Origin of the sequence: Streptomyces marianii, assembly GCF_005795905.1 — a bacterium.
GTDB lineage: Bacteria > Actinomycetota > Actinomycetes > Streptomycetales > Streptomycetaceae > Streptomyces > Streptomyces marianii.
Window position 1 is genome coordinate 1,086,666 of sequence record NZ_VAWE01000001.1, and the last position, 22,392, is coordinate 1,109,057.

The window sequence follows — 22,392 nt, forward strand, 5'->3', positions numbered from 1 at the left end:
CATGACCAACCTCATCAGGGACCAGAACATGGCCGGCCTCCTCCAACACCGCCCAGACGCGGCCCGCACCTGCTATGCCAACGGCGCCCATGTGGCCGCCATCATCATGCTCGGCAGCCTCCTCGAAGGCGTCCTCGTCCATGTCGTCCACGAGCGCAACGCCTCGCTGCTCGGCCCTACGTCCCCGGACAGGGTGAGCCTGGATACCCTGATCAAGACCTGTCACGACGCCTGCTGGATCGGGGCCGACGTCGAACGCCTCTGCCACGAGTTGCGCAAGTACCGCAACTTCGTACACCCCCGCGCCGAGATCCGGGAAGCTCACGCCCGGGACCGCGACACCCCGGACATGTGCTGGCCCGTAGTCAACGCGGTCCTAAACGACCTCGCCGGCTCCCAGCCCAAGGCAGCCTGATCACCCGAACCGCACCGTCCCGCGCGCAGCTCGTCAGACGAGTCTGAGCACGGGGCGGCCGTCCGGCATCGCCAGCAGCTCCCGCACTCGCGTCGTCTGCTGCGGCCCAACCGCATGACCACCATCACTGCAGTCACCCTCACCCGGGAGCGTCAGCGCCGAAGAAGCTCAATACGTCATTTGCACCCGAGTGAGCTGATGAAGGACGAAGAAGGAGCCCCGCCGGCGAACCAGCGAGGCACCTCCGGGTGCGTGCTCATGAACTCACGACGCGCGTTCGGACGACAACCGAGGACGAACCCGCCCTGGACGGCAAGGGCACGAACCGTTGGGCACTCACCGAAGGCTCCCGCCGGGACGAGGCCATCCAGAGTACGCAGCGCACGATCACCCTCCTTGGCCGAAAGGCGAGCCAGCAGGGTCACGACCCTGCCCAGCTCGTCCTCATCCGACGTCACCGATCGCCCGCCAGGTCGAGATCGTGCTCGGGTGTCCCGGCAGGCGTCTGCGTCAGCTTCGGCCGGCGCCACGGATGAGCGATGGGCTGGGACACTCCACGCCACCAAGCATCCGCGGGCAGCTTCCTCACCGGCTCGAACGGCTCACCAGGACGCGGGAACGCCACCGCCTGCCCCGCCTCCTCCGCCGCGTCCTTCGTCCATTCCCCCGGCTCCGCCCACGCGTGCAGAGACAGGTTGAAGGTCGCCCAGTGGATCGGCAGCATCACACCGGACGGGGCACCTCCCTGCAGGTCAAGGTGGGTCTGGACCCCCTGCGCGGGGGTCATGTGAATGTCTGGCCACCCACCAGGCAGCGGCGTATAGTCCGTGTGGTTCTTGGGCCAGTACTCGCTGTAAGCCCCGATCTGGATCATGGTCGCGTCGAACGGCCCGTGCTCCCGGCCGATGTCCCGGAAGCCGGGGAAATACCCCGTGTCACCGCTGTGGTAGATCCGGTGACCGGACGGTCCTTCGACGGCCCAGGACGCCCAGAGCGTGTGCTGCTGGTTGCGCAGCCCGCGGCCGCAGAAGTGGCGGGCCGGTGTGGCGGTCAGCCGCAGGCCGTCCACCTGCGTCGACTCGTGCCAGTCCAGTTCCCTCAGGCGGCTCTCGGCGACCCCCCAGCGCTCCAGGTGCGCCCCCACGCCCAGCGGCACCGCGAAGAGCGTGTCCGTCGAGGTCAGAGCTCGGATCGCGGGCAGGTCGAGGTGGTCGTAGTGGTCGTGGGAGATGACGACCACGTCGACCGGGCCGAGCGCGGCCAGCGGCAGCGGCACGGCGTGGAGCCGCTTCGGTCCGGCGAACGCGAACGGTGAGCAGCGCCGGCCCCAGACCGGGTCGAAGAGCACCCGCTTGCCGTCGATCTCGGCAAGCACGCTGGAGTGGCCCATCCAGGTGAGCCGCAGCCCGGAGACGGGGGGCTGCGCGAGGTCCTCGAGTGTGGTCGGATGCAGGGGTATCGGGCCGGCAGGGCCGCGGCGCCTCCGGGCCTCTTTCCGGAAGTAGGTCTTCGCGAACTCGAGTGTCGATCCGGACGGTCTGGTCCGGGCTCCCACGGGGTTCTGGAACACGCCGTCGGCGAAATGGGGCGAGCGGCGGATACGCTCCATCCGCTCTCCGGCGGGGTCGGCCCCGAAGGCAACGGGCCGCAGCGAACGCAGCCGGGAGCGCAGCGAGTGCGGGGAACCTGCGCCGGTCACGGGACCTCCTGAGGTCTTCGGTTCGTTCCATTATCGGTGGATGCTCGCCCGGACGCCGGGGTCCGTGGAACGGGACGGCGGGCGTCCACGGCAGAGGAAACGTACGAGGCCGGGGAAAAATGCCGGGGCCGCGATGGGCGTGTGTCACATCCGGCACCACCCCGTCCGTCGTAGGGGTGAAGCACGGACCTACGACCGAGGAGCCCGCCATGGCCCGCATCTCCCTCTCCCCGCCCCGCACGCTCTTCTACCGCGCGATGGAGTGGTACTCCAGGCGGACGTACGGGAGGGTCCTCGACCCCGCGAAAGCGCTCGGCCACAATCCGAAGGTGCTCCGCTCCGACCTGCGGTTCGAGCTCGCGCTCGCGAGGTGGGACCGGCTGGACGCCGACCTCAAGGCGCTGGCCGTGATGGCGTCGGCCGCCTCGATCGGCTGCAGCTGGTGCATGGACTTCGGGTACTGGGAGAACGAGCGGCGCGGTATGGACGTCCGCAAGGTACGCGACGTGCCGGTGTGGCGGGAGAGCGACGCGTACACGCCGCTGGAGCGCGACGTGATGGAGTACGCGGAGGCCATGTCGGCCACTCCTCCGGTGGTCGCCGACGAGTCGGCCGCGCGGCTGCTGGCGGCCCTGGGCGAGGCGGCGTACGTGGAGCTCACGGCGATGGTCGCGGTGGAGAACCTGCGGTCGCGGATGAACTCCGCGCTCGGCCTGACCAGTCAGGGCTTCAAGGACCAGTGCGAGGTGCCGGGGGCGGGGGCGGCCGGGGCGGGAACCTCGGGTGAGGCGCGTTGACAGGTGACCGACGGCGTCCAGATACTGACCGACGGTTCAGTCCGTTGTCGTATCCGGAGGCCTTCGTGTCCGACTCCAGCCCGCTTGTCTCGCTCACCTGGACCGACCACGTCACCGGGCGGCGGGGGTACCTCGTGATCGACCGGCTCGTGCGCGGGGTGTGCAGTGGCGGGCTGCGGATGCGCGAGGGCTGCACCCTGGACGAGGTCGCGGGGCTGGCTCGGGGCATGACCATGAAGGAGGCCCTCCACTACGACCCGGAGGGCAGGTACCTCCCGCTCGGCGGCGCGAAGGGCGGGATCGACTGCGACCCGACGTCCCCGGAGGCGTACGGCGTGCTGGTCCGCTACCTACGGGCGATGCGGCCGTACATCGAGCACATGTGGACCACCGGCGAGGACCTCGGGCTCACCCAGGACCTCGTCGACGAGGCCGCCGCCGAGGCCGGGCTGGTCTCGACTGTGCAGGCCGTGTATCCGCTGCTCGACGACGAGACTGCGGCGCGCCGGCGGCTGGCCGAGGCGTTCGCCCTCGATGTCGACGGAATCGGGCTCGACGAACTGGTCGGGGGCTGCGGGGTCGCCGAGTCCGTGCTCACGGCCCTGGGACGCGCGGGCGTACCCCACGAGGGGGCCCGGGTCTCGGTGCAGGGCTTCGGCACGATGGGCGGGGCAACGGCGCGCTTCCTCTCCCGCGCCGGTCTGCGGGTCGTGGCCGTGGCCGACGTCAAGGGGACGATCGCCCACCCGGGCGGCCTCGACGTGGAAGCGCTGCTCACCGCGCGGGACTCCTTCGGAACGGTGGACCGTGCGGCGCTGCGCCCCGGCGACCTCGAACTGCCCGGTGACGCCTGGCTCTCGGCGGACGCGGAGGTCCTGGTGCCCGCGGCGGTCTCCTACGCCGTCGACTCGGCCAACCAGTCCGTGATCCGGGCGCGTTGGATCGCGGAGGCGGCCAACATGCCGGTCCTCCCCGAGGCGGAGGAACTGCTGCGGGCACGGGGCGTCACCGTGCTCCCGGACGTCGTCGTGAATTCGGGGACGAACGCCTGGTGGTGGTGGACCCTCTTCGGTGACATCGGCGCTGACGCGGACGAGGCGTTCGACCGCACACGACGGTCGATGTGCGCCCTGGTCGACCGGATGCTCGCACGCGCGGAAGCGGACGGCACGACCCCGCGCGCAGCGGCCCACGCGATCGTGGCCGACCGACTCCCGCGGATCGCGGAACGCTTCGGCCCGTACCTCCGGTAGAAGGGCTGCCGAGCCATGGCCACTTGCCCGGCAATCGTGCCGTGCGACGAGGCTCGTCTCCCCGGTCCGAGGCCGCCAGCCGTGGGGCGCCGCTCCTTCCGGGAGCTCCAGCCTCGTCACGGGCCCCGGTTGTGCCCGGGAATCCGCCTCCTTCGACCCTGCCCGCAGCGACTAGGGTGACCGGGTGGCGAGAGTGCGGTTGAGCGTGGCGGAGCGGCGAGAGGAACTGCTGCGTGCCGCCGTGGAGCAGATCGAGGCACGTGGGGTGGCCGCCGTCCGGATCGCCGACGTCGCATCCGCACTCGGTGTGAGCAACGCCCTGGTGCTGTACCACTTCTCGTCGAAGGAGAGACTTGTCGCCGCCGCCTTCGCCTACGCGGCGGAGAGCGATCTGGCGCATCTGCGCAAGATCCTCGGCCGCCGGACCTCGGCGGTGCGGCGGCTGCGCACCGCCGTCCGCTGGTACGCCCCGACCGGTCAGGCCAAGGGGTGGCGGCTGTGGATCGAGGGCTGGGCGGCGGCGCTGCGGGAGCCCGCCCTGCGCGATGTGGCGCGCGATCTCGACCGCCAGTGGAAGACCGAGCTCACGGCGGTCATCGCGGAGGGCGCGGCGGCCGGCGAGTTCCACTGCGCGGATCCGTCGTCGGCGGCCTGGCGACTGACGGCACTGCTCGACGGCCTCGCCGTGCAGACGACGTCGTACGCGGGCTCGTTCAGCCGGACGGCCATGCTCGAGTGGGTCGAGGAGGCACTCGCACGGGAACTGGGGCTCGACCGCGAGGCGTTGACCCGGCAGAGTGCTTAGCGCACGGGCAGGTGCACGGAGAGGAATACGGTGTCGGCGCAGAGCACGGAACAGTCCGCCCTCGACGTACTCGTGGTCGGTGGCAGCGGGGTCGACACGGTCGTGCGGGTCGGGTCGCTTCCGGTACCCAGGGCCGACTCCGTCGGGGTGCCGCCGATCCGGGAGTGGGCTGGCCACACCGGCGGCAACGTCGCCCTCGGCTGCCGGGCGCTCGGACTCGGCGTGACCTTCCTGGACTTCATCGGCGACGACCTGCCGGGCGGACAGGTGCGGAAGCGGCTGGCCGACGGCGGTGTGGACTTCGAGTATCTGGTCTCCGCCACCGGAACCCGGCGTGCGGTGAACCTGGTCGACGACACGGGCCGCAGGATGTCGTTCTACGACACCCGCGACCCGGGTGGGCTGCGGATGCCACGGGATTTCTACCTCCCGCATCTGCGGCGGGCCCGCCACGTCCATCTGTCGATCATGAACTTCGCCCGGTTCCTGTACGACGACGTCTCGGAGCTCGGGGTGCCCGTGTCGACCGACCTCCACGACTGGGACGGAGTGGACGACTACCACCGGGAGTTCGCACTGCGCTCCGACGTGGTGTTCCTGAGCGCTGCCGGCGCCGGCGAGCGGATCGCCTCGGTGATGCGGGAGATCCTGCGCGAGGGCCGTGCGGAGGCGGTCGTGGCCACGGCCGGGGCCGGAGGCTCGTACCTGATGACCCGCGACGGCGGTCGTACGCCCCGCCCCATACCGGCGACGGTGCCGCCCGCACCGGTGGTGGACTCCAACGGCGCGGGCGACGCGTACGTCTCCGGCTTCCTCTACGGTCGGCTGGCGGGCCGCGGGGTGGAGGACTGCGCACGGCTGGGCGCGGTCGCCGGAGCATACGCCTGTACGGGGCACGGCAGTTCGGCGCTGATCGGTCGCGAGGGTCTGGTGTCCGCTCAGGTCTGACGCACCGGAGCGTACGTCTCTGCGTCCAGCCCGAAGGTCCAGGCGACTCCCTCCTTGGCGGTCCGGACCGTGGGCGGCACCCGCAGCCAGTACGTCTTGTGCGTACCGTCCGGCTCGGGCGTGGAGTTGACCACTTCCACCATCGTGACGTCCTCGTCGTCGGCGAGCGCGATCCGCCACAGACACCCGGTCTCGTCACGGCGCACCGGCCGGGCGCCCGACTCGGTCAGATAGCGTTCGAAGCCGTAGAACTCCAGCAGCACTCGGCGTAGCTCGGCGTTCTCCTCGGTGCGTATGCGCTCCGGCGTGAGTGAGGCCGGTCCGGCCAGGAACTCGGCAGGGACGGGCATGCCGCGCCAGGCGTGGAGTGCGAAGCCGTCCCGGAACGCGAGCGCCGGACCATCGCCCCGGTCGAGCCGGCCGGCCTCGTCACGGTGCAGTTCCACGGGGCGCTCGCAGATCACCACCGCCTGCTCGAACGGCCACCACCGGCCCGCGTGCTCCGCCACCCGGGCCAGGCCGGCGAGCCGGTCGCTGCGGCCGTCCCCGGCTTCGGGAGCGCCCGGAGCCGGGCACCGCGCGGCGCGGTCCCGGTCCCGGGCTCACTCCGGGTCCCGGACGCGGGTCCCTGAGCCGCCCCTTCCCGCAACGTCTCGGGCATCAGAGCGGCAGAAGGTCCGGGCGCTTCGGCTCCACGTGATCACCGGACGACTCGCCCCGGAGGCGCCGTCCGATCCAGGGCACGAGGTGCTCCCGGGCCCATTGGATGTTGTCGCGGCGGACCTCGTAGCCGCCGCGCGGCGGCAGCGGCGGCCACGGCTGGTCCGGGTCGGCGGGCACGTCCAGACCGAGCACCTGCGCCGCGCGCAGTGCCACGCGTGTGTGCCCCTCGGGCGAGAGGTGCAGCCGGTCGGTGTCCCAGGCCCGCCTGTCCTGCACGGACTTGAGCGACCAGAGGTCGAGGACGGGGCAGTCGTAGCGGTCGGCGATGGCACGGACGTGTGCCGTGTACGTGGCGATCTTGCCCCGGAGGTGGCGGAGCACGGGCACCCCGCGGGTGTCGAAGCCGGTCGTCACCATCACCGTGCCCACGGAGGCGGCGAGGTCGGCGACGGCCCGCTCGAAGCGTTCGGCGACGTCGTCGGGGTCGCTGCCGGGCCGGATGATGTCGTTCCCTCCGGCGCAGAACGTCACCAGGTCGGGGGCGAGTTCCCTGGCGCGCGGGACCTGCTCCTCGACGATCTGGTCCAGGAGCCTGCCGCGTACGGCGAGATTGGCGTAGCGGAAGGTGTGTTCGGGTAGGCGGTCGTCCAGTAGGACCGCGAGACGGTCCGCCCAGCCGACGAACCGGCTGTCGGGTCCGGGGTCTCCGACGCCCTCGGTGAAGCTGTCACCGATCGCCGCGTACGACCCGAAGGAGTCCTTTGCTCTTGATCGCGAATCATCTGCCACGTCGAGCCATCATTCACCTCTCGAAGTGGCCTACGCCACCGTAGGGAGGGGTTGACGACGCGTGACATAGACCACCAGGTCAGTTTTCGGCAAAGCGGGAACAGCCGTCGGACCCACCCCGCCGCCTTTCACCGACACCGGCCGGGGCCAGGAACGAAGCCGTCCGCCGGCCCCCTGCGCGGGGCCGGCGGACGAGGACGCCTCGCGAGGTACCGACGCGACGTCAGATCGTGACCCCGTGCTCGCGCAGGTAGGCCAGCGGGTCGATGTCCGACCCGTAACCGGGGCTGGTGCGGATCTCGAAGTGCAGGTGCGGGCCCGTGGAGTTGCCGGTCGAGCCGGACAGGCCGATCTGCTGGCCGCCCGTGACGCTCTCGCCGGAGGAGATGGAGAGCCGGGAGAGGTGGGCGTACTGCGAGTAGGTGCCGTCGTGGTGCTTGATGACGACCTCGTTGCCGTACGCACCGCTCCAGCCCGCCGAGACGACGGTACCGGGGCCGACGGCCTTCACGGACGTGCCGGTGGGAGCGATGAAGTCCACACCGGTGTGGTAGCCACTGGACCACAAGGCACCGGCGGTCTTGTAGGCGGTGCTGACGCCGCCGACCACCGGGGCGAAGTAGCCCGAGGGGATGTTCGCGACGGCGGCACCGGCGGCAGGAGCCTGGACGGGAGCGGCCGCGGGAGCCGAGGCGCCGCGCTCGGCGGTGCGGGAGGCGCGCTCGGCGGAGGCGACCGGCTTCTCGGCTTCGACCTTGGCCTTCGCCGGGGACTTCGCCTTCGCCTTGGCCTCGGCCTTCGACTGGGTCTTCGCCTGCGGCTTCGCGTCGGCAGCGGCCTTCGGCCCGGCGTGGAGGCTGAGCTTCAGACCCGGGTGGATCAGCGAGGGGTTCTCACCGACGGCAGCACGGTTGTCGGCGTAGAGCTTCTTCCAGCCGCCCGCGACGTCCTGCTCGGCGGCGATCTTCGACAGGTGGTCACCCGCCACGACGGTGTAGGCCTTGGCCGCCTTGCCGGCCTGCGGCGCCTGGGGGACGACGGTCTTGTGCACGGTCGGGGCGGCATGCCCGGCGGCGGGCGCGGACTGCCCGGCGGCGTTCGCGCCGGCGGCACCGATGAACGGGATGGCGATGGCGGCTCCGCCCGTGCCGGCGGCGACGAATCCGCGCCTGAACGGGCTGGTCCTCGGACGGCGGTGCTTCCCCTTACCGGGCATGGCGCATTCCTCTCCGCCGCCTGCGAGGTGAGCTGTCGGGTTCGGGCTGGAGCTGCCCGGCCGCGCCGTGGGCGCGGCTTCACCCCGAGCCGTCCGGGGTCATGGAACGGCGCAGTACCTGGGTCCCCCGCTCCTGCCACATGTGGGTGGGTGCGATATTCCGGACGGCGGCAGGATTAGGCGTTCCGACCGGATTGCGGTGACCGTAAGGGAGTCGGGTCAGCGCGAACAAGCCGTCATTTCGCCCGGGAATCGATCTGCCGGATATCAGCCCACATTTCCCGGTCACGCTCCGTGGATTACGGATCTTCGATTTCCGCACGGACAAGGGAGTTGGGCCGTCGCACACCCCACGGAACGTCACGGATATGATTCAGCTCACGGGTGGCCACCACCCCCTTTCCCAATCAGGACGCGACGCCCCAAAATAGTCAATTCGGACACATCGCTCATTGCGGACGCAATATATTCAAGTGTGCGAGTGACACAGAAAGCGGCTTTCACTCGTCTGGGCGGAATTCCATTCCCGCAACCACTGAATTGCCGAGGTTGACCCCACTCGGCGAGCGGCCTCGGCCCCGCGGGGAACAGACCGGGTTCGGGTCCAGCCCCCGCTCCGGCCCGGTCGCCCGTCCGCCGCCCGAGCCGGGCGTCGTCGACCACGAAGAGCTCCACGCCCATCGCCTCCGCCCGCACCGACGCGCCCGCCGCCGGGTCCTCCGCGGCCGCGTCGGCCCACTCGGTGGGCGGCCCGCCGGTGCGGACGGAGGAGTTCGTCCCGGTCGGTCGGGAACGGTGAGTAGCCGCTCCTCGCGCCGGGCAGGAGCCGGACCCGGCCGTCGCCGACCGCCTCGATCATCCAGACCTCTCAGACTCCGGCAACTCCGCACATCACCGAGGGGAGTTCGACGGGCGGCAACGGCCGGGCAGGCCCGGGTCGAAATAATTGCCTCAGGAACCGATGTCGTAGTGTCAGCACCGCGCCATCGTCGGCGAGCAGCGCCGACCGCAGACACGGAGGAGCCCCCGTGACGCAGCAGCTGCCCCAGACCCCGTCGACCGAGCCCGAACTGTCCGGTGTGCGCAACTTCCGGGACGTGGGCGGACTGCCGACCGTGGACGGACGGCGCGTTCGGTACGGACGGCTGTTCCGCAGCGGCCATCTCGCGCACGCTACGGACACCGACGCGGCCTTCCTCTCCTCGCTCGGGCTCCACACGATCTTCGACTTCCGCAATTCCGCGGACCAGCGGCTGGAGGGCCCGGACGTCGAACTCGCCGGGGTGCGCAACGTCAACATCCCGCTGTCCGACCCGGCCGACGGGGCCGAGTTCTGGCGGATGGTCCGGGACGGCGACCTCGACCAGCTGAAGTCGATCCTCGCCGACGGCCAGGCGGCCGGGCGGATGATCGCCTCGTACCGCCTGATCATCAAGGAGCGCACCGCCGAGCACAGCCGCGTCCTGCACGCGCTGGCCGAGGACAGCACGCCGGCGCTGATGCACTGCGCCGCGGGCAAGGACCGGGCGGGCCTGTCCATCGCCGTCTCGTTGCTGGCCGTGGGGGTCGAGCGGGACGCCATCGAGGCGGACTACCTCAAGTCGAACGACCCGCACCGGCGCTACAAGGTGCGTCGCAGCGAAAACTCCCCGGCCGGGATGTCACCCGAGGTGATGGAGTTGCTGAGCCCGCTGTTCGACGCCCGCGCCGAGTACCTGGCAGCGGCGTTCGAGACCATCGAGGAGGTCTGGGGCAGCACCGAGCGCTATCTCTCGGACGGCCTCGGCCTCACGAGCGCAACGCGGGAACGCCTCCGTGAGCGGCTGGTCGACGGGGCGGTCTGAGCGGCGGCGGGCGGCCCGGTCCGCAGCCGTACCGGGGCACCGGCACGGCGCGGGAATCGCCGGGCGGGCACGCGCCGCCCGGTGACCGTGGGGGCGCCCGGGGCAGTCCGGGCCGTTCAGCGGCCGGCGACCGCCTGTTTCACGAGGGTCCTGCCGAAGTCCCACATCAGCCCGCTGCCGCCGTGCGCGTCGTCCATGACGGCGGTGAAGGCCTCGACGAACCGGTCGACCTCCGGTTCGCCGATGATCAGCGGCGGAATCAGCTTGATCACTTCCAGCCGGTCGCCTGAGACCTGGGTGAGGATGCGGTGCCGCTGCAGCAGGGGCACGACCACCATCTGGGCGAACAGCCCCTTGCGGGCCGCCTGCAGCATCGTCCAGCGACTGCGGAGTTTCAGCGACGACGGTCTGCCGAACTCAATCCCGATCATCAGTCCGCGCCCGCGGACCTCGTGGAGCAGTTCGTAGCGGCCGACGAGCGCGGCGAGCCGTGTCCGCAGCAGGTCCCCGGTGGCCCTGGCGTTCGCGACGACCTGCTCGTCCTCGACCACCGACAGCACGGCGAGACCGGCCGCCATGGCCTGGGCATTGGAACCGAAACTCGCCGAGTGCACCAGCACCCGGTCCATCGACGAGTAGACCTTCTTGAAGATCCAGTCCTTGCCCAGGGTCGCGCCGACCGGCACATAGCCGCCCGACAGGGCCTTGGCGACGCAGACCAGGTCCGGCTCGACGCCGTCCTCGTGCTGGTGGGCGTAGAAGTCCCCGGTCCTGCCCAGCCCGGTCTGCACCTCGTCGGCGATCAGCAGCGCCCCGTGCCGGCGCAGCAGTTCCTGCGCGGCGCTCAGGAACCCCGGCGGCGCCTCGTGCACGCCCTTGCCCTGGATCGGCTCCACGACGAACCCGGCCACGTCGCCGCGTGCCAGTTCCCGCTCCAGCGCCGCCAGGTCCCCGAGCTCCACCGCGGTGTCCGGGAGCAAGGGGGCGAAACCGTCGCGGAATCCCGCCTCACCGTTGACCGACAGCGAGCCGGCCGTCAGCCCGTGGAAGGCGTGACCGCAGTACAGGATCCGGGGTCGGCCGGTCGCGTACCGGGCGAACTTCAGGGCCGTCTCGACCGCCTCCGTACCGCTGTTGCAGAAGAAGGCGCGGTCCAGGTGGGGGCTGTGGGCCAGCAGCTTCTCGGCGAGCAGCCCGGGCAGGGGCGGACAGTCGAAGCGGGTCAGATCGGCGAGCGAGGCGTCCAGGACGTCGTGAAGCGCCTTGCGGACGACCGGGTGGTTCCGGCCGAGGCCCATGACACCGAACCCCGAGAGCATGTCGAGGTAGTCGTTGCCCTCCTCGTCCCAGAAGTGGGCGCCCTCCCCCCGCTCGTACACCTTGTCGAAGCCGATGGTGCGGAGCATGCGGGGCAGTTGGTGGTTGAGATAGCGGCTGTGCAGCCCGTACCGTTCGCCGCCGCGCTCCGCGAGCAGCTTCGTGAGGTCGAACTCGTTGCTCATCCGCCGCGCTCCTCGAACTCCGGGGTGTCGGGGGACGACCCGGCCGGCCGGGTCGACACGGACGGGGGTGCCGTCCGGGCGTTCGGGGACGGGGGTGACTCCGCCTGCCCGCCCCGGGCGAGGGCGGCGGCGACGGTCCCGGCGATGTCGACCGGGGTCAGCCCGATGTCTGCCAGCACCTCGGCCCGCCTGGCGTGGGCGAGGAACTCGTCGGGGATGCCGAAGGTCCGCAGGGGCACGTCCACGCCGGCGTCGCGCAGCGCCTGCCCCACGGCGGAGCCGACCCCGCCGGCGCGGCTGTTGTCCTCCACGACCGCGACGATCCGGTGCCGCGCGGCCAGGGGCGCCAGCCGCTCGTCGACGGGCTTGACCCACCGCGGGTCGACCACGGTGCAGCGCGCTCCCCGGGCCTCCAGCAGTTCGGCCGCCCGCAGACAGACCGGGGCCAGCGCCCCGACCGAGACGATCAGCACCTCGGGGTCCGCGTCGCGGCGCAGCACGTCCATTCCGCCGACCCGCCCCAGCGCGGGCAGCGCCTCCCCGACGGACTCCTTGGGGAAGCGCAGCACGGTGGGCGCGTCGGCGACGTCCACGGCCTCGCGGAGCTGGGCCCGCAGCTGTTCGGCGTCGCGCGGCGCGGCGATCCGGAGTCCGGGGACGACCTGGAGCACCGACATGTCCCACATGCCGTTGTGGGAAGGGCCGTCGGTGCCGGTGACGCCGGCCCGGTCCAGGACGAAGGTGACCCCGCACCCGTGCAGGGCCACGTCCATCAGGAGCTGGTCGAAGGCGCGGTTGAGGAAGGTGGCGTAGACGGCGACGACGGGGTGCAGCCCGCCGGTCGCGAGCCCGGCGGCGGAGACGGCCGCGTGCTGCTCGGCGATGCCCACGTCCCACACGCGGTCCGGGAAGCGCTCGGCGAACGCCGTCAGTCCCACCGGGTGGAGCATCGCCGCGGTGATCGCCACGACATCGGGCCGCTCTGTGCCGATGGCCGCCAGCTCGTCCCCGAACACCGAGGTCCAGGAAGGGGCACCCGCCGGGGCGAGCGGCCGGCAGGTCGCCGGGTCCATCGCGCCGACGGTGTGGAATCGGTCGGCCTCGTCCTCCAGTGCCGGGCGGTAGCCCCGCCCCTTCTCGGTGAGGCAGTGGACGAGCACCGGCCCGTGGAAGCGTTTGGCCCGGCGCAGTGCCGACTCCACGGCGGTGATGTCGTGGCCGTCGACGGGGCCGACGTACTTGAGTCCCAGGTCCTCGAACATGCCCTGGGGCGCGACGACGTCCTTCAGGCCCTTCTTGGCCCCGTGCAGGGTCTCGTACAGGGGCCTGCCGACGACGGGGGTGCGCTCCAGGATGTCCTTGCCGCGGGCGAGGAAGCGCTCGTAGCCGTCGGTGGTGCGCAGCGTCGCCAGATGGCCGGCCAGGCCGCCTATGGTCGGGGCATAGGAGCGCTCGTTGTCGTTGACGACGATGACGAGCGGGCGGTCCTCGGCGTCCGCGATGTTGTTCAGCGCCTCCCAGGCCATGCCGCCGGTGAGGGCCCCGTCACCGATGACCGCGACGACGTGGTCGTCCCTCCCCAGGAGTGCGTTGGCCTTGGCGAGGCCGTCCGCCCAGCCGAGGACCGTCGAGGCGTGCGAGTTCTCGATGACGTCGTGCTCGGACTCGGCGCGCGAGGGGTAACCGGACAGGCCGCCCTTGCCGCGCAGTTTGGAGAAGTCCTGGCGCCCGGTCAGCAGCTTGTGCACATAGCTCTGGTGACCGGTGTCCCAGAGGATCCGGTCGACCGGCGAGTCGAAGACCCGGTGCAGGGCGATGGTCAGCTCCACCACGCCGAGGTTGGGTCCCAGATGGCCGCCGGTCCTGGCCACGGCCCGGACGAGGAACTCCCTGACCTCCTCGGCCAGTTCGTCGAGCTCTGCTTCCGTCAGCGCCGCGAGGTCGCGCGGACCCCGGATGTGCTCGAGAATCGTCACGCTCGTGCCCCCTCTCTGATCCGTTGGACTCCGGCAGGCGGCGGTCGGCGTCCACCGGCCGCCGCCTGCGCTCAGCTCCCGCTACCCGACACGGTTTCCCGCGCGGCGCGCAACGACTCCTTCAGGGAGCCCATGGTCGCCAGGACAGCGGTCGGCTCGTAGCCGCAGTGCGCCATGCAGTTGGCGCAGCGCGGGTCCCTGCCGCGGCCGTACTTGCTCCAGTCCGTGTCCTCGACGAGCTCCCTGTACGTGGGGACGTATCCGTCGCTCATCAGGTAGCAGGGGCGCTGCCAGCCGAACAGCGAGTAGTTCGGAATCGCCCAGGCCGTGCAGGGGAAGTCGACCTTGCCCTCGAGGAAGTCCAGGAAGAGCGGGGAGTGGTTCAGCCGCCAGCGCCGCCGGTTGCCGTCGGCGAAGGCCTTCCGGAACAGCTCGCGCGTCTGCTCGACACCGAGGAAGTGCTCCTGGTCGGGCGCCTTCTCGTAGGCGTACGCGGGAGAGATCATCATCTCGTCGACCTCGAGGTCGTCGTTGAGGAAGTTCAGGACCTCGACGACCGTCTGCGGGGTGTCGGTGTTGAAGAACGTGGAGTTGGTGGTGACCCGGAAGCCGCGCTGCTTGGCCTCCTTGATCGCCTCCACCGCTTCGTCGAAGACTCCCTCCTTGGCGACCGACTCGTCGTGCCGCTCGCGCAGGCCGTCGATATGGACGGCGAAGGCGAAGTACCTCGACGGGGTGAACCGGTCCATCTTCTTCCGCAGCAGCAGGGCATTGGTGCAGAGGAAGACGTACTTCTTCCTCGCCACCAGCTGCCGCACGATCTCCTCGATCTGAGGGTGCATCAAGGGCTCGCCACCCGCGATCGAGACCATCGGGGCACCGGACTCCAGAACGGCGCCCACGGCCTGGGCGACCGGCATCCGCTGTTTGAGGATCCCGGCCGGGTGCTGGATCTTCCCGCAGCCCTCGCACTTCAGATTGCACGCGAACAACGGCTCCAGCTCCACGATCAGCGGGAACTTCTCACGCCTGCGGAGCTTCTGTTCGAAGAGATAGGTCCCGACCCGGACGGTCTGGCGGAGCGGCATGGCCATCTGGCTCACCTCCTGGGGAGCAGCAAAGAACGGTGCCATTCATAGAAAGCGGGCAGTACGGCACGTAGAACGCGGAAAGCTGATATTCCACCGCGCACCGTGCCGATACGGACCAGCTCATGCTCTGGAGCGTCCACGACCACCCGGACGGCCGCAACCGGGCGCACCCCGGCTCTCCGGGCGCCGCGGAGCGTCGCGGCGGACTCCATGTCCACCGCGATCGCGCCGGTCGCCGCCAGCCCGGTCCGCTCCCGTCCTCGCACGACGTGGTCGGAGGCGGTGAGCGGGCCGATGTGCACGGTGCGCCCCGGCACCGCCCTGGCCAGGGCCTCCGTCAGCACGTCCGTGGCCGTGCAGGGCGTGGCGCCCCAGGACCCCCGGGTCTCGGCGGCCACCACCACGTCCCCGGGGTGCATTCCCGGGGCGAGTCCCGCGCAGAAGCCGGAGGCGATGACCCCGGCCGCCGGGGCGGCCCCGGCACGGCGATCGCGACCGTCCGCTCCGTCACCCAGGGCCTTCGCGACGGCACGTTCCGCGTTCTTCGGGCCCATGCCCGTTCGGAGCAGGGTCACCGGCCCCGGCGCCCCGCTGCGGCCGCCCGCGCGCAGGGCGAGCCGCTCGATGCCGAGGGCGCAGGCGATCAGCAGCGGAGGGACCGGTGCGTCGGCGGGCGGCGTACCCGGGGCGGCGGACACTCAGCCCCCGTTCCGGCCGGTGGGCGGCTCCCCGTGCGCGTACCGGCCGAGGGCCATCAGCGGGAAGACCTGCCGGTAGATGTGGTAGTTGATGGAGAAGTCCCAGGGGAAGCCGGTCCCGGTGAAGTAGGGCTCGTCCCAGGAGCCGTCCTCGCGCTGTGCGGCGGCGAGGAACGCGATGCCCCGCCCGACGGCCTTCCCGTCCCGCTCCCCCGCCGCCAGCAGCGCCAGCAGCGCCCAGCCGGTCTGGGAGGGGGTGGAGACGCCTCGGCCGATCCACGACTCCTCGCGGTACGAGCGCAGGTCCTCGCCCCAGCCGCCGTCGTCGTTCTGGACGGACTCCAGCCAGCCGACGGCCCGGCGGATCGCGGGGTGCGAGCCGGGCACCCCGGCCGCGGTGAGCGCCGGGACGACCGCCCCCGTGCCGTAGAGGTGGTTGACGCCCCACCGCCCGAACCAGGCGCCGTTCGGCTCCTGTTCACGCAGCAGCCATTCGACTCCCCGGCGGGTGCGTGGGTGGTGGGCCCGGCCCTCGTGGGCCAGCATCTCCACGACATGCGCGGTGACGTCGGCGGACGGCGGGTCGACGACCTCCCCGAAGTCGCAGAAGGGCAGCCGGTTCGGGAAGGTGCCGGTGTTGTCGGCGTCGAACGCGCCCCAGGCGCCGTTCCTCGACTGCATCCCCAGCGTCCAGTTGCCCGCCCGGGCGACCGCCTCGTCGACGCGGAGCGGGTCCGGGTGTTTCACCCGGCGCAGCGCGAGGACGACCTCGACCGTGTCGTCGACGTCCGGGTAGTTGTCGTTGTGGAACTCGAACGCCCAGCCGCCGGGCGCGAGGCGCGGCCTGCGCACGGCCCAGTCACCGGGCCGGGTGATCTGCTCGCCGAGCATCCAGTCGGCGGCCCTGACCAGTGCCGGGTGGTCCGCGGGCACCCCGGCGTCGGAGAGCGCGACGACGGTCAGGCAGGTGTCCCACACGGGCGACTGGCAGGCCTCGACCATCCTGGCCGGGCCCTCCGGACGTCCGCCCGGCCCGGTGGTCTCGTCCCGCCACACGGCGAAGCGGTCCAGCGACTCCAGTCCGGCGCGCATCACGGGGTGGTCGAGGTCGTAGCCGAGCAGATGGAGGGCGATCATCGAGTAGACGGCAGGCGGCTGGATGCCGCCCCAGCAGCCGTCGTTCTCCTGCCGTTCGATGATCCAGCGGGCGGCGCTGTTCATCGCCGCGCGGCGCAGCGGGCGCAGCGCCACCCTGTGATAGCGGTGCAGCAGCCGGTCGAGGCGCTGGAAGACCCCGTCCCAACTGGCTGCCGGAGCCGGCGGACGGGGCGGGCTGGGGTCGTGGCGGTCCGTGTGCAGCTCGTCGAGCGCGAACGGCGCGGGCCGTACGGGCCGCTTCGCCGAGACGACGGTGAGCGGCACGATGGTCTGGCGGGCCCAGCAGCCGAAGTCGTAGATGTTGAGCGGGAACCACGAGGGCAGATAGATGAGTTCGGGCGGCAGCTGGGGCAGGTCTTCCCACTTCCACCAGCCGAAGAGCGCCAGCCAGATGCGGGTGAAGACGCGACTCGCGGCGATGCCGCCCTGCGCCCGGACCCAGGCGGCGGCGCGTTCCATGTGAGGATCGTCGGGGCCGTCGCCGGCGAGGCGCAGGGCGACGTACGCCTCGACGGTGGTGGAGAGTTCGCCGGGGCCGCCGTAGAAGGTGGCCCAGGTGCCGTCCGCGCGCTGCTCGCCGCGGATGAAGACGGCGGCGGCGGCGGTGGTCTTCTCGTCCCGGATCCCGAGGAACTGACGGAGCAGCAGGTCCTCGGCGTCCATGGTGACGTTGGTCTCGAGGTCGGCCTTCCACCAGCCCTGCGTGTCCTGTCTGCCGAGCAGGTGCTCGACGGAGCGCTGCGCCGCCAGCAGGGCGGTGGTGCCGAGGTTTCCGGGGTCCTCCGGAGCCGGACGGTGATCGGTCGTACGGTCGCTGGCCGAGGGTGCGCGGAACGCCGGGGCCCCGCCGCTTCCGTCGGTCGTCGCTGTCATGGCTTCCCCTTCGTGCAGTCGGACATGCTGCTTCGGGTCTGCCGTCGGCCGGTGCCGGGAGGGCACCGGCCGGCGACTGCGAACTCATATGCGATTGATCGTGACCGTCTCCGTCGGTGCCGTCCGCGGCCCGGTGCTCATCTCTTGCGTACGACGACGAAGTCGGCGAGGGCGACGAGCTGTGCCCTGACATGCTCGGGCATGTCGACCCGGTCCAGCGCCTCGAGGGCGACGGCGTGCTGCCTGCGGGCCTCCTGCGAGGTCCAGTCGCGACCGCCCGCCTCCTCGATCAGCGCCGCCCGGGCGGCGAACTCCTCCTCGGAGAAGCTGTCGAAGTCATTGCTCTTGGCGTCGGCGGCGAGCAGTTCCCCGAGCCGCTGCGACGCGGAACCGCCCGCGGCGAGCGCGGCGACGACCGGCAAGGACTTCTTGCGCTGGCGCAGGTCGCTCCAGGTCTGCTTGCCGGTGGCCTCAGGGTCGCCCCAGATGCCGAGCAGGTCGTCCACGGCCTGGAAGGCGAGGCCCAGGTGGTGGCCGTACGCCTCCAGGGTGTCGGCGGTACGGTCGTCGGCGCCGCCGAGGACCGCGCCGATGGACACGGCGCAGGCGAGCAGGGCACCCGTCTTGTTGCCCTCCATCTCCAGGCACTCCTCGACGGTGACCCGCTCGCGGTGCTCGTAGGAGATGTCCTGGGCCTGGCCGTCGATGAGCCGGCGGGTGGCGGTGGTGAGCCGGCGGGTGGCGCGGCCGGCCTCCACGGTGCCGAGCTCCAGCAGGATCTCGTTGGCGAGGGCGAAGAGCGCGTCGCCGACGAGGATGGCCTGCGCGGGCCCGTGCACCTTCCACACGGTGTCGCGGTGGCGGCGTTGCTCGTCACCGTCCATCAGATCGTCGTGGAGCAGTGAGAAGTTGTGCACCAGCTCGACGGCGACGGCACCGGGGATACCCACCTCGGGCGCCGCCCCGGCGGCCTCGGCGGACAGCAGCGCCAGGGCAGGGCGCACGGCCTTGCCGCCGTCGCCGTCCGCGGGACGGCCGTGGGCGTCGATCCAGCCGAAGTGGTAGGCGGCGACGGTGTCCATGGGGGGCGCGAGCCTGTCAACGGCAGCGCGCAGCACCGGGGTGGACATCGTCCGCCCGCGCTCGAGCAGCGCGGTGACGGCCTCGGTGTCGACAGCCGGGTTCGCCGAAGGCGCAGTCGGCACTTTCTCTCCTCTGGTTCCGGACGTGGTTCTCATGCCGCCTCCTCGAGCGGATGTTCGTGGCGGCGGCCGAGTGCTGCGAGCGCGGCACCGGCGGCGCTCAGTCCGCTGCGCACAGCGCCCTCCATGGTCGCGGGCCAGCCGGTGGCGGTCCACGACCCGGCCAGGCAGAGGCCGGGGGCGTTGGTACGAGCGGCGGGCCGGAGCCTACCGACACCGGGGGCGGGGGCGAAGGTCGCCGTGCGTTCCCTGGTGACGAAGAAGTCCCGCACCTGCGCCCCGCGGGTGGCGGGCAGCAGCCGCTCCAGCTCGGGAAGGTAGCGCTCGCGCAGCGCGGAGACGGGGGTGTCGATCTCGTCCTCGGCGGCGGACTGGGACAGCGCGAGGTACTGTCCGGTGCTTCGCGCGCCGCCGTCGCCCCCTGGCCCGCCCGCCGACAGGCCGGAGGCGTCGGTGCGGTCGAAGACCCACTGGACGGGGCTGCCCAGCGCCGCGAAGAAGGGCCGGCGCAGCACCCGGCGGTCGTAGACCACGTGCAGGTTGAGGATCGGTGCGGTCCCGATGCCGAGCAGCCGGTCCGGGTCGTCCAGGGCGCCCTCGGGGAGCAGTGCGTGCGCCTCGCGCTGCGGCACCGCGAGGACGACGGCGTCCGCGGCCAGCCGGCCGGTGCCCGCCGTGACGTTCCAGCGCCCGTCGTCCGCCCGCGTGACCTCGCTTACGCGCGTGCGCAGTTCGGTGCGGACGCCGGCCGTGTCGAGGGCCTTGCGGGCGAGGGTGTCGTGCAGCTCGCCGAGGGGGACCCGGGCCCAGCCGATGTCGGCGGCACCGGGGTCGGAGAGCAGCCCGGTTCTGAAGACCATCGCGGCGAGGGCCATGGAGGCGTTCGGCGCGGTGGCGTTGAGGGTGGCGACGCCGACCAGGTCCCAGAGTGCCTCGACGGCACGCGGGGACTGGCCGTGGCGCCGCAGCCAGGTGGCGAAGTCGATGCCGTCGAGGGCGGGGTCGGCGGGGTCGAGTCCCTTCAGCGCGAACGCGGCGCGCCCGACGGCGGCCCGCTCGGCCAGGGAGAGGTGGGGGTAGCCCGCGAGGCTCGCGGCGAGGTGCAGGGGCACGGGCAGGGCGGTGCGGCGCAGCCGCCCGAGACGGGGTCCCCTGGGGTGGGCCGCGTCCAGGACGGGCACGTCGAGGCGCGGCTGGAGCGGCGCGAGTCGGGCGCCGTCGACACGATCGAGGAACCAGCGGTACGCGGTGCAGCAGCGCAGGTAGACGTGCTGGCCGTTGTCGACGGTCAGCTCGCCGCGCCGGAAGGAGAAGGCCAGTCCGCCGAGCCGCGGCCGGTTCTCCAGGAGCGTGACGCGCAGACCGGCGTCGGCCAGGCGGAGTGCGGCGGTCACACCGGCGAGCCCGCCCCCGACGACGACGGCGTGCCGCTCGGAGGTGCTGTCCCGGTACGTCACAGGCCCTCCCCGCAGGCGGGGAGGGCGCCAGGAGCCGCCACGGCGCGCCGTGCCGTACCGCGAGGCCCGGCGGCCGTACGGCGCCGGGGAGGCCTCAGCCGGGTCATCGGACGCGCCTCCTGACGGCCTTGCGCGAGATGTGCCGCGCGTCGAGGCCGGAGAGGCCGCGCACGGCGACGTAGGCCTTCTCCCGGCCGGGCAGGGAGACACGGCCGCGCAGGACGGCCATGGGGTCGCGCTCGATGCGGTCGAGCAGTCGGCGGTAGATCCCGGCCATGGCGGCGACGCAGGCCCCGCTGCGCCGGTCCAGCATCGGCAGCAGCCGGTAGCCCTCGGCGAACAGCCCCCGGGCGCGCCGCACCTCGAAGTGGACGAGTCCGGTGAAGTCGGCCCCGGACGGCGGGATCGCGCGCTGGAATCCGTCGGTGCAGCCGAACTTGGCGAGGTCGTCGGTCGGCAGGTACGTCCGGCCGCTGCTCGCGTCCTCGCGGACATCGCGCAGGATGTTGGTGAGCTGGAGGGCGAGTCCGAGGGTGTCGGCGTACTCGGAGGCCCGTTCGCCGCCGCGTGCGCCGGGCAGGGTGCCGAAGACGCCGAGGGAGAGCCGCCCGATGGCGCCCGCGACACACCGGCAGTAGACCTTGAGGTCGTCCCAGGTCTCGTAGGTCTCGCCGCGGACGTCCATGAGGACCCCGTCGATGAGTTCGTCGAGGGCGTCGAGGGGGATGGGAAAGCGGTGCGCCGCGTCCGCGAGGGCCACGGCGACCGGGTCCGTGTCGTCCTCGTCCACCGCCCCGTCGCGAATCCTGCCGAGGAGCTCGCGGGTCCCTTCGAGCCGGTCCCGCTTGACGGCCTCCCCGAGGAGGCCGTCGCCGATGTCGTCGACGCGCCGCGAGAAGGCGTAGAGCGCGGACATGGCCTGGCGCTTGTCGGCGGGCAGAAGCCTGATGCCGTACGCGAAGTTGCGCGCCTGCGTCCCGGTGACGGCCTCGCAGTAGCTGTACGCGGCCCGGACCGGCGCGGACGTGTGTGTGAACTCCTCCATGCTCCGGCTCACCCCTCTCTACGCGCTCTGTGCAGGACGGCTGCCACTTCACGCATCAGCCGGGGCTTGGTGGGCCCGGGTGGACCGGGGAGGACGTCGTGGCCGGCGGCCTCGATCGCGGCGAGGGCGGCGCGTCCCCCGGCGACGAAGCCGGCGAGCAGCAGTCTGAGCCTGCCGTGGACGCTGCCCACGAGCGGGATGCCCTCCTCCAGCAGCAGTGCGGCCCGCGCGGCCTCGTGGGCGATCAGGGCGCGTACGGGCGCGCTCGCGGTCGGAGCCGCCAGGTCGTCCTCGGTGACGCGGAACCGCTTCATGTCGTCGGCGGGCAGGTAGACCCGGTCCGCGGCCAGGTCCTCGGCGACGTCCTGGAGGTGCTCGACGATCTGCAGGGCGGTGCACACGGCGTCGGACCGGCGGATGCGCTCGGGACCGGCCGTACCGGTGATGGCCAGGACGAGTCGGCCGACGGGGTTGGCGGAGAGCTCGCAGTAGCGCGTGAGGTCGCCCCAGGTCTGGTAGCGGCGGACGAGCTGGTCCTGGCGGTTGGCCTCGATCAGGCCGAGGAACGGCTCCGGGGTGAGCGCGCGGCGGCGCACGGCCGGCACCAGAGCCCGCAGCAGGGGATGGCGCGGACCGCCGCCGTCGCCGCCGGGAAAGACCCGCCGCAGATCGGCCTCGAATGCGTCGAGCATCGCGAGCCGGTCGTCGCTCCGGGAGGGGTCGAGGCCGAGCCGCCGGGCGTCCGCTCCGCCCGGGGCGAGGTCGCCGTCGCCGATGTCGTCGACGAGCCGGGCGTAGCCGTAGACGGCCATGAGGTCGCCGCGCCAGGCGCGCGGCAGGAAGAACGGGGCCACGGGGAAGTTCTCGTCCGCGGCCTTGGCGAGGGTGGTGCGCGTGGAGGCGTCGGGGCGCACCTGCCGGGTACCTGTCACTGCGGGCTGCCAGGTGCGGGGACGGCACT

General features: G+C 72.0%; 18 protein-coding genes, 1 pseudogene and 1 riboswitch. Of the genes and pseudogenes, 6 read left to right on the forward strand and 13 right to left on the reverse strand.

The annotated features are described in order from the left end of the window. Position 1: 1 nt before the first annotated feature. On the forward strand, positions 2 to 415 hold the full coding sequence (locus FEF34_RS05010) for a hypothetical protein (protein WP_138052027.1): 414 nt from the start codon (positions 2 to 4) through the stop codon (positions 413 to 415). A gap of 454 nt (positions 416 to 869) precedes the next feature. Here the strand turns inward: FEF34_RS05010 and FEF34_RS05015 are convergent, their stop codons facing one another. After that, positions 870 to 2,114, reverse strand: a complete 1,245-nt coding sequence (locus FEF34_RS05015) for an MBL fold metallo-hydrolase (protein WP_407698255.1) — start codon at positions 2,112 to 2,114, stop codon at positions 870 to 872. Between the two features lie 209 nt (positions 2,115 to 2,323). On the opposite strand from FEF34_RS05015, the gene FEF34_RS05020 reads away from it, so the two are divergent. The 4 genes from FEF34_RS05020 (at position 2,324) to FEF34_RS05035 (ending at position 5,917) form a co-directional block, all read left to right on the forward strand. Next, entirely contained in the window at positions 2,324 to 2,911 is a 588-nt protein-coding gene (locus FEF34_RS05020; protein WP_138052028.1) for a carboxymuconolactone decarboxylase family protein, read from the forward strand. Between the two features lie 65 nt (positions 2,912 to 2,976). Further along, on the forward strand, positions 2,977 to 4,164 hold the full coding sequence (locus FEF34_RS05025) for a glutamate dehydrogenase (protein WP_138052029.1): 1,188 nt from the start codon (positions 2,977 to 2,979) through the stop codon (positions 4,162 to 4,164). A gap of 184 nt (positions 4,165 to 4,348) precedes the next feature. Beyond that, a complete protein-coding gene (locus FEF34_RS05030; protein ID WP_171052829.1) occupies positions 4,349 to 4,969 on the forward strand; it encodes a TetR/AcrR family transcriptional regulator in 621 nt (206 codons plus the stop codon). A gap of 30 nt (positions 4,970 to 4,999) precedes the next feature. Next, positions 5,000 to 5,917 carry a carbohydrate kinase family protein gene (locus tag FEF34_RS05035; RefSeq protein ID WP_138052030.1) on the forward strand — a complete coding sequence of 306 codons (918 nt, stop codon included), beginning with the start codon at positions 5,000 to 5,002 and terminating at the stop codon, positions 5,915 to 5,917. On the opposite strand, the pseudogene FEF34_RS05040 reads toward FEF34_RS05035, so the two are convergent. The 3 genes and pseudogenes from FEF34_RS05040 to FEF34_RS05050 form a co-directional block, all read right to left on the reverse strand. Continuing rightward, a pseudogene (locus tag FEF34_RS05040) lies at positions 5,908 to 6,468 on the reverse strand (DUF6745 domain-containing protein); the annotation flags it as partial. The gene FEF34_RS05035 and the pseudogene FEF34_RS05040 sit on opposite strands and share 10 nt — an antisense overlap. A gap of 109 nt (positions 6,469 to 6,577) precedes the next feature. Beyond that, positions 6,578 to 7,369: an SGNH/GDSL hydrolase family protein gene (locus FEF34_RS05045; protein WP_138052031.1), complete on the reverse strand. Its 792-nt coding sequence runs from the start codon at positions 7,367 to 7,369 to the stop codon at positions 6,578 to 6,580. A gap of 223 nt (positions 7,370 to 7,592) precedes the next feature. Further along, positions 7,593 to 8,585, reverse strand: coding sequence for a M23 family metallopeptidase (locus tag FEF34_RS05050; protein ID WP_138052032.1), 993 nt, complete (start codon positions 8,583 to 8,585; stop codon positions 7,593 to 7,595). A gap of 4 nt (positions 8,586 to 8,589) precedes the next feature. Beyond that, positions 8,590 to 8,750, reverse strand: a riboswitch (cyclic di-AMP (ydaO/yuaA leader). A gap of 863 nt (positions 8,751 to 9,613) precedes the next feature. Here FEF34_RS05050 and FEF34_RS05055 point away from each other — a divergent pair. Continuing rightward, entirely contained in the window at positions 9,614 to 10,429 is an 816-nt protein-coding gene (locus tag FEF34_RS05055) for a tyrosine-protein phosphatase (protein ID WP_138052033.1), read from the forward strand. Positions 10,430 to 10,545: 116 nt separating this feature from the next. Here FEF34_RS05055 and FEF34_RS05060 read toward each other — a convergent pair whose 3' ends face one another. The 9 genes from FEF34_RS05060 to hpnC all read right to left on the reverse strand — a co-directional run bounded on the left by FEF34_RS05060 (position 10,546) and on the right by hpnC (position 22,363). Beyond that, positions 10,546 to 11,931: an aspartate aminotransferase family protein gene (locus FEF34_RS05060; RefSeq protein ID WP_138052034.1), complete on the reverse strand. Its 1,386-nt coding sequence runs from the start codon at positions 11,929 to 11,931 to the stop codon at positions 10,546 to 10,548. Next, the gene (gene dxs / locus FEF34_RS05065; RefSeq protein ID WP_138052035.1) at positions 11,928 to 13,907 is read right to left on the reverse strand and encodes a 1-deoxy-D-xylulose-5-phosphate synthase; all 1,980 of its coding nucleotides are present in this window, start codon (positions 13,905 to 13,907) and stop codon (positions 11,928 to 11,930) included. The genes FEF34_RS05060 and dxs overlap by 4 nt, the downstream gene beginning before the upstream one ends. A 71-nt stretch (positions 13,908 to 13,978) precedes the next feature. Beyond that, positions 13,979 to 15,001, reverse strand: a complete 1,023-nt coding sequence (gene hpnH / locus FEF34_RS05070) for an adenosyl-hopene transferase HpnH (RefSeq protein ID WP_138052036.1) — start codon at positions 14,999 to 15,001, stop codon at positions 13,979 to 13,981. Positions 15,002 to 15,006: 5 nt separating this feature from the next. Continuing rightward, positions 15,007 to 15,696 carry a phosphorylase family protein gene (locus FEF34_RS05075; RefSeq protein WP_138052037.1) on the reverse strand — a complete coding sequence of 230 codons (690 nt, stop codon included), beginning with the start codon at positions 15,694 to 15,696 and terminating at the stop codon, positions 15,007 to 15,009. Next, positions 15,697 to 17,727, reverse strand: coding sequence for a squalene--hopene cyclase (gene shc / locus FEF34_RS05080; protein ID WP_138052038.1), 2,031 nt, complete (start codon positions 17,725 to 17,727; stop codon positions 15,697 to 15,699). Between the two features lie 137 nt (positions 17,728 to 17,864). Then, positions 17,865 to 18,965 (reverse strand): polyprenyl synthetase family protein, encoded by a 1,101-nt coding sequence (locus FEF34_RS05085; protein WP_138052039.1) that lies wholly within the window; start codon positions 18,963 to 18,965, stop codon positions 17,865 to 17,867. Then, complete coding sequence (gene hpnE, locus FEF34_RS05090; RefSeq protein WP_138052040.1) at positions 18,962 to 20,386, reverse strand: hydroxysqualene dehydroxylase HpnE; 1,425 nt, start codon at positions 20,384 to 20,386, stop codon at positions 18,962 to 18,964. The genes FEF34_RS05085 and hpnE overlap by 4 nt, the downstream gene beginning before the upstream one ends. Positions 20,387 to 20,489: 103 nt before the next feature. Further along, positions 20,490 to 21,431 (reverse strand): presqualene diphosphate synthase HpnD, encoded by a 942-nt coding sequence (hpnD, locus tag FEF34_RS05095; protein ID WP_138052041.1) that lies wholly within the window; start codon positions 21,429 to 21,431, stop codon positions 20,490 to 20,492. Between the two features lie 8 nt (positions 21,432 to 21,439). Further along, on the reverse strand, positions 21,440 to 22,363 hold the full coding sequence (gene hpnC / locus FEF34_RS05100) for a squalene synthase HpnC (protein WP_407698256.1): 924 nt from the start codon (positions 22,361 to 22,363) through the stop codon (positions 21,440 to 21,442). Positions 22,364 to 22,392: the final 29 nt, after the last annotated feature.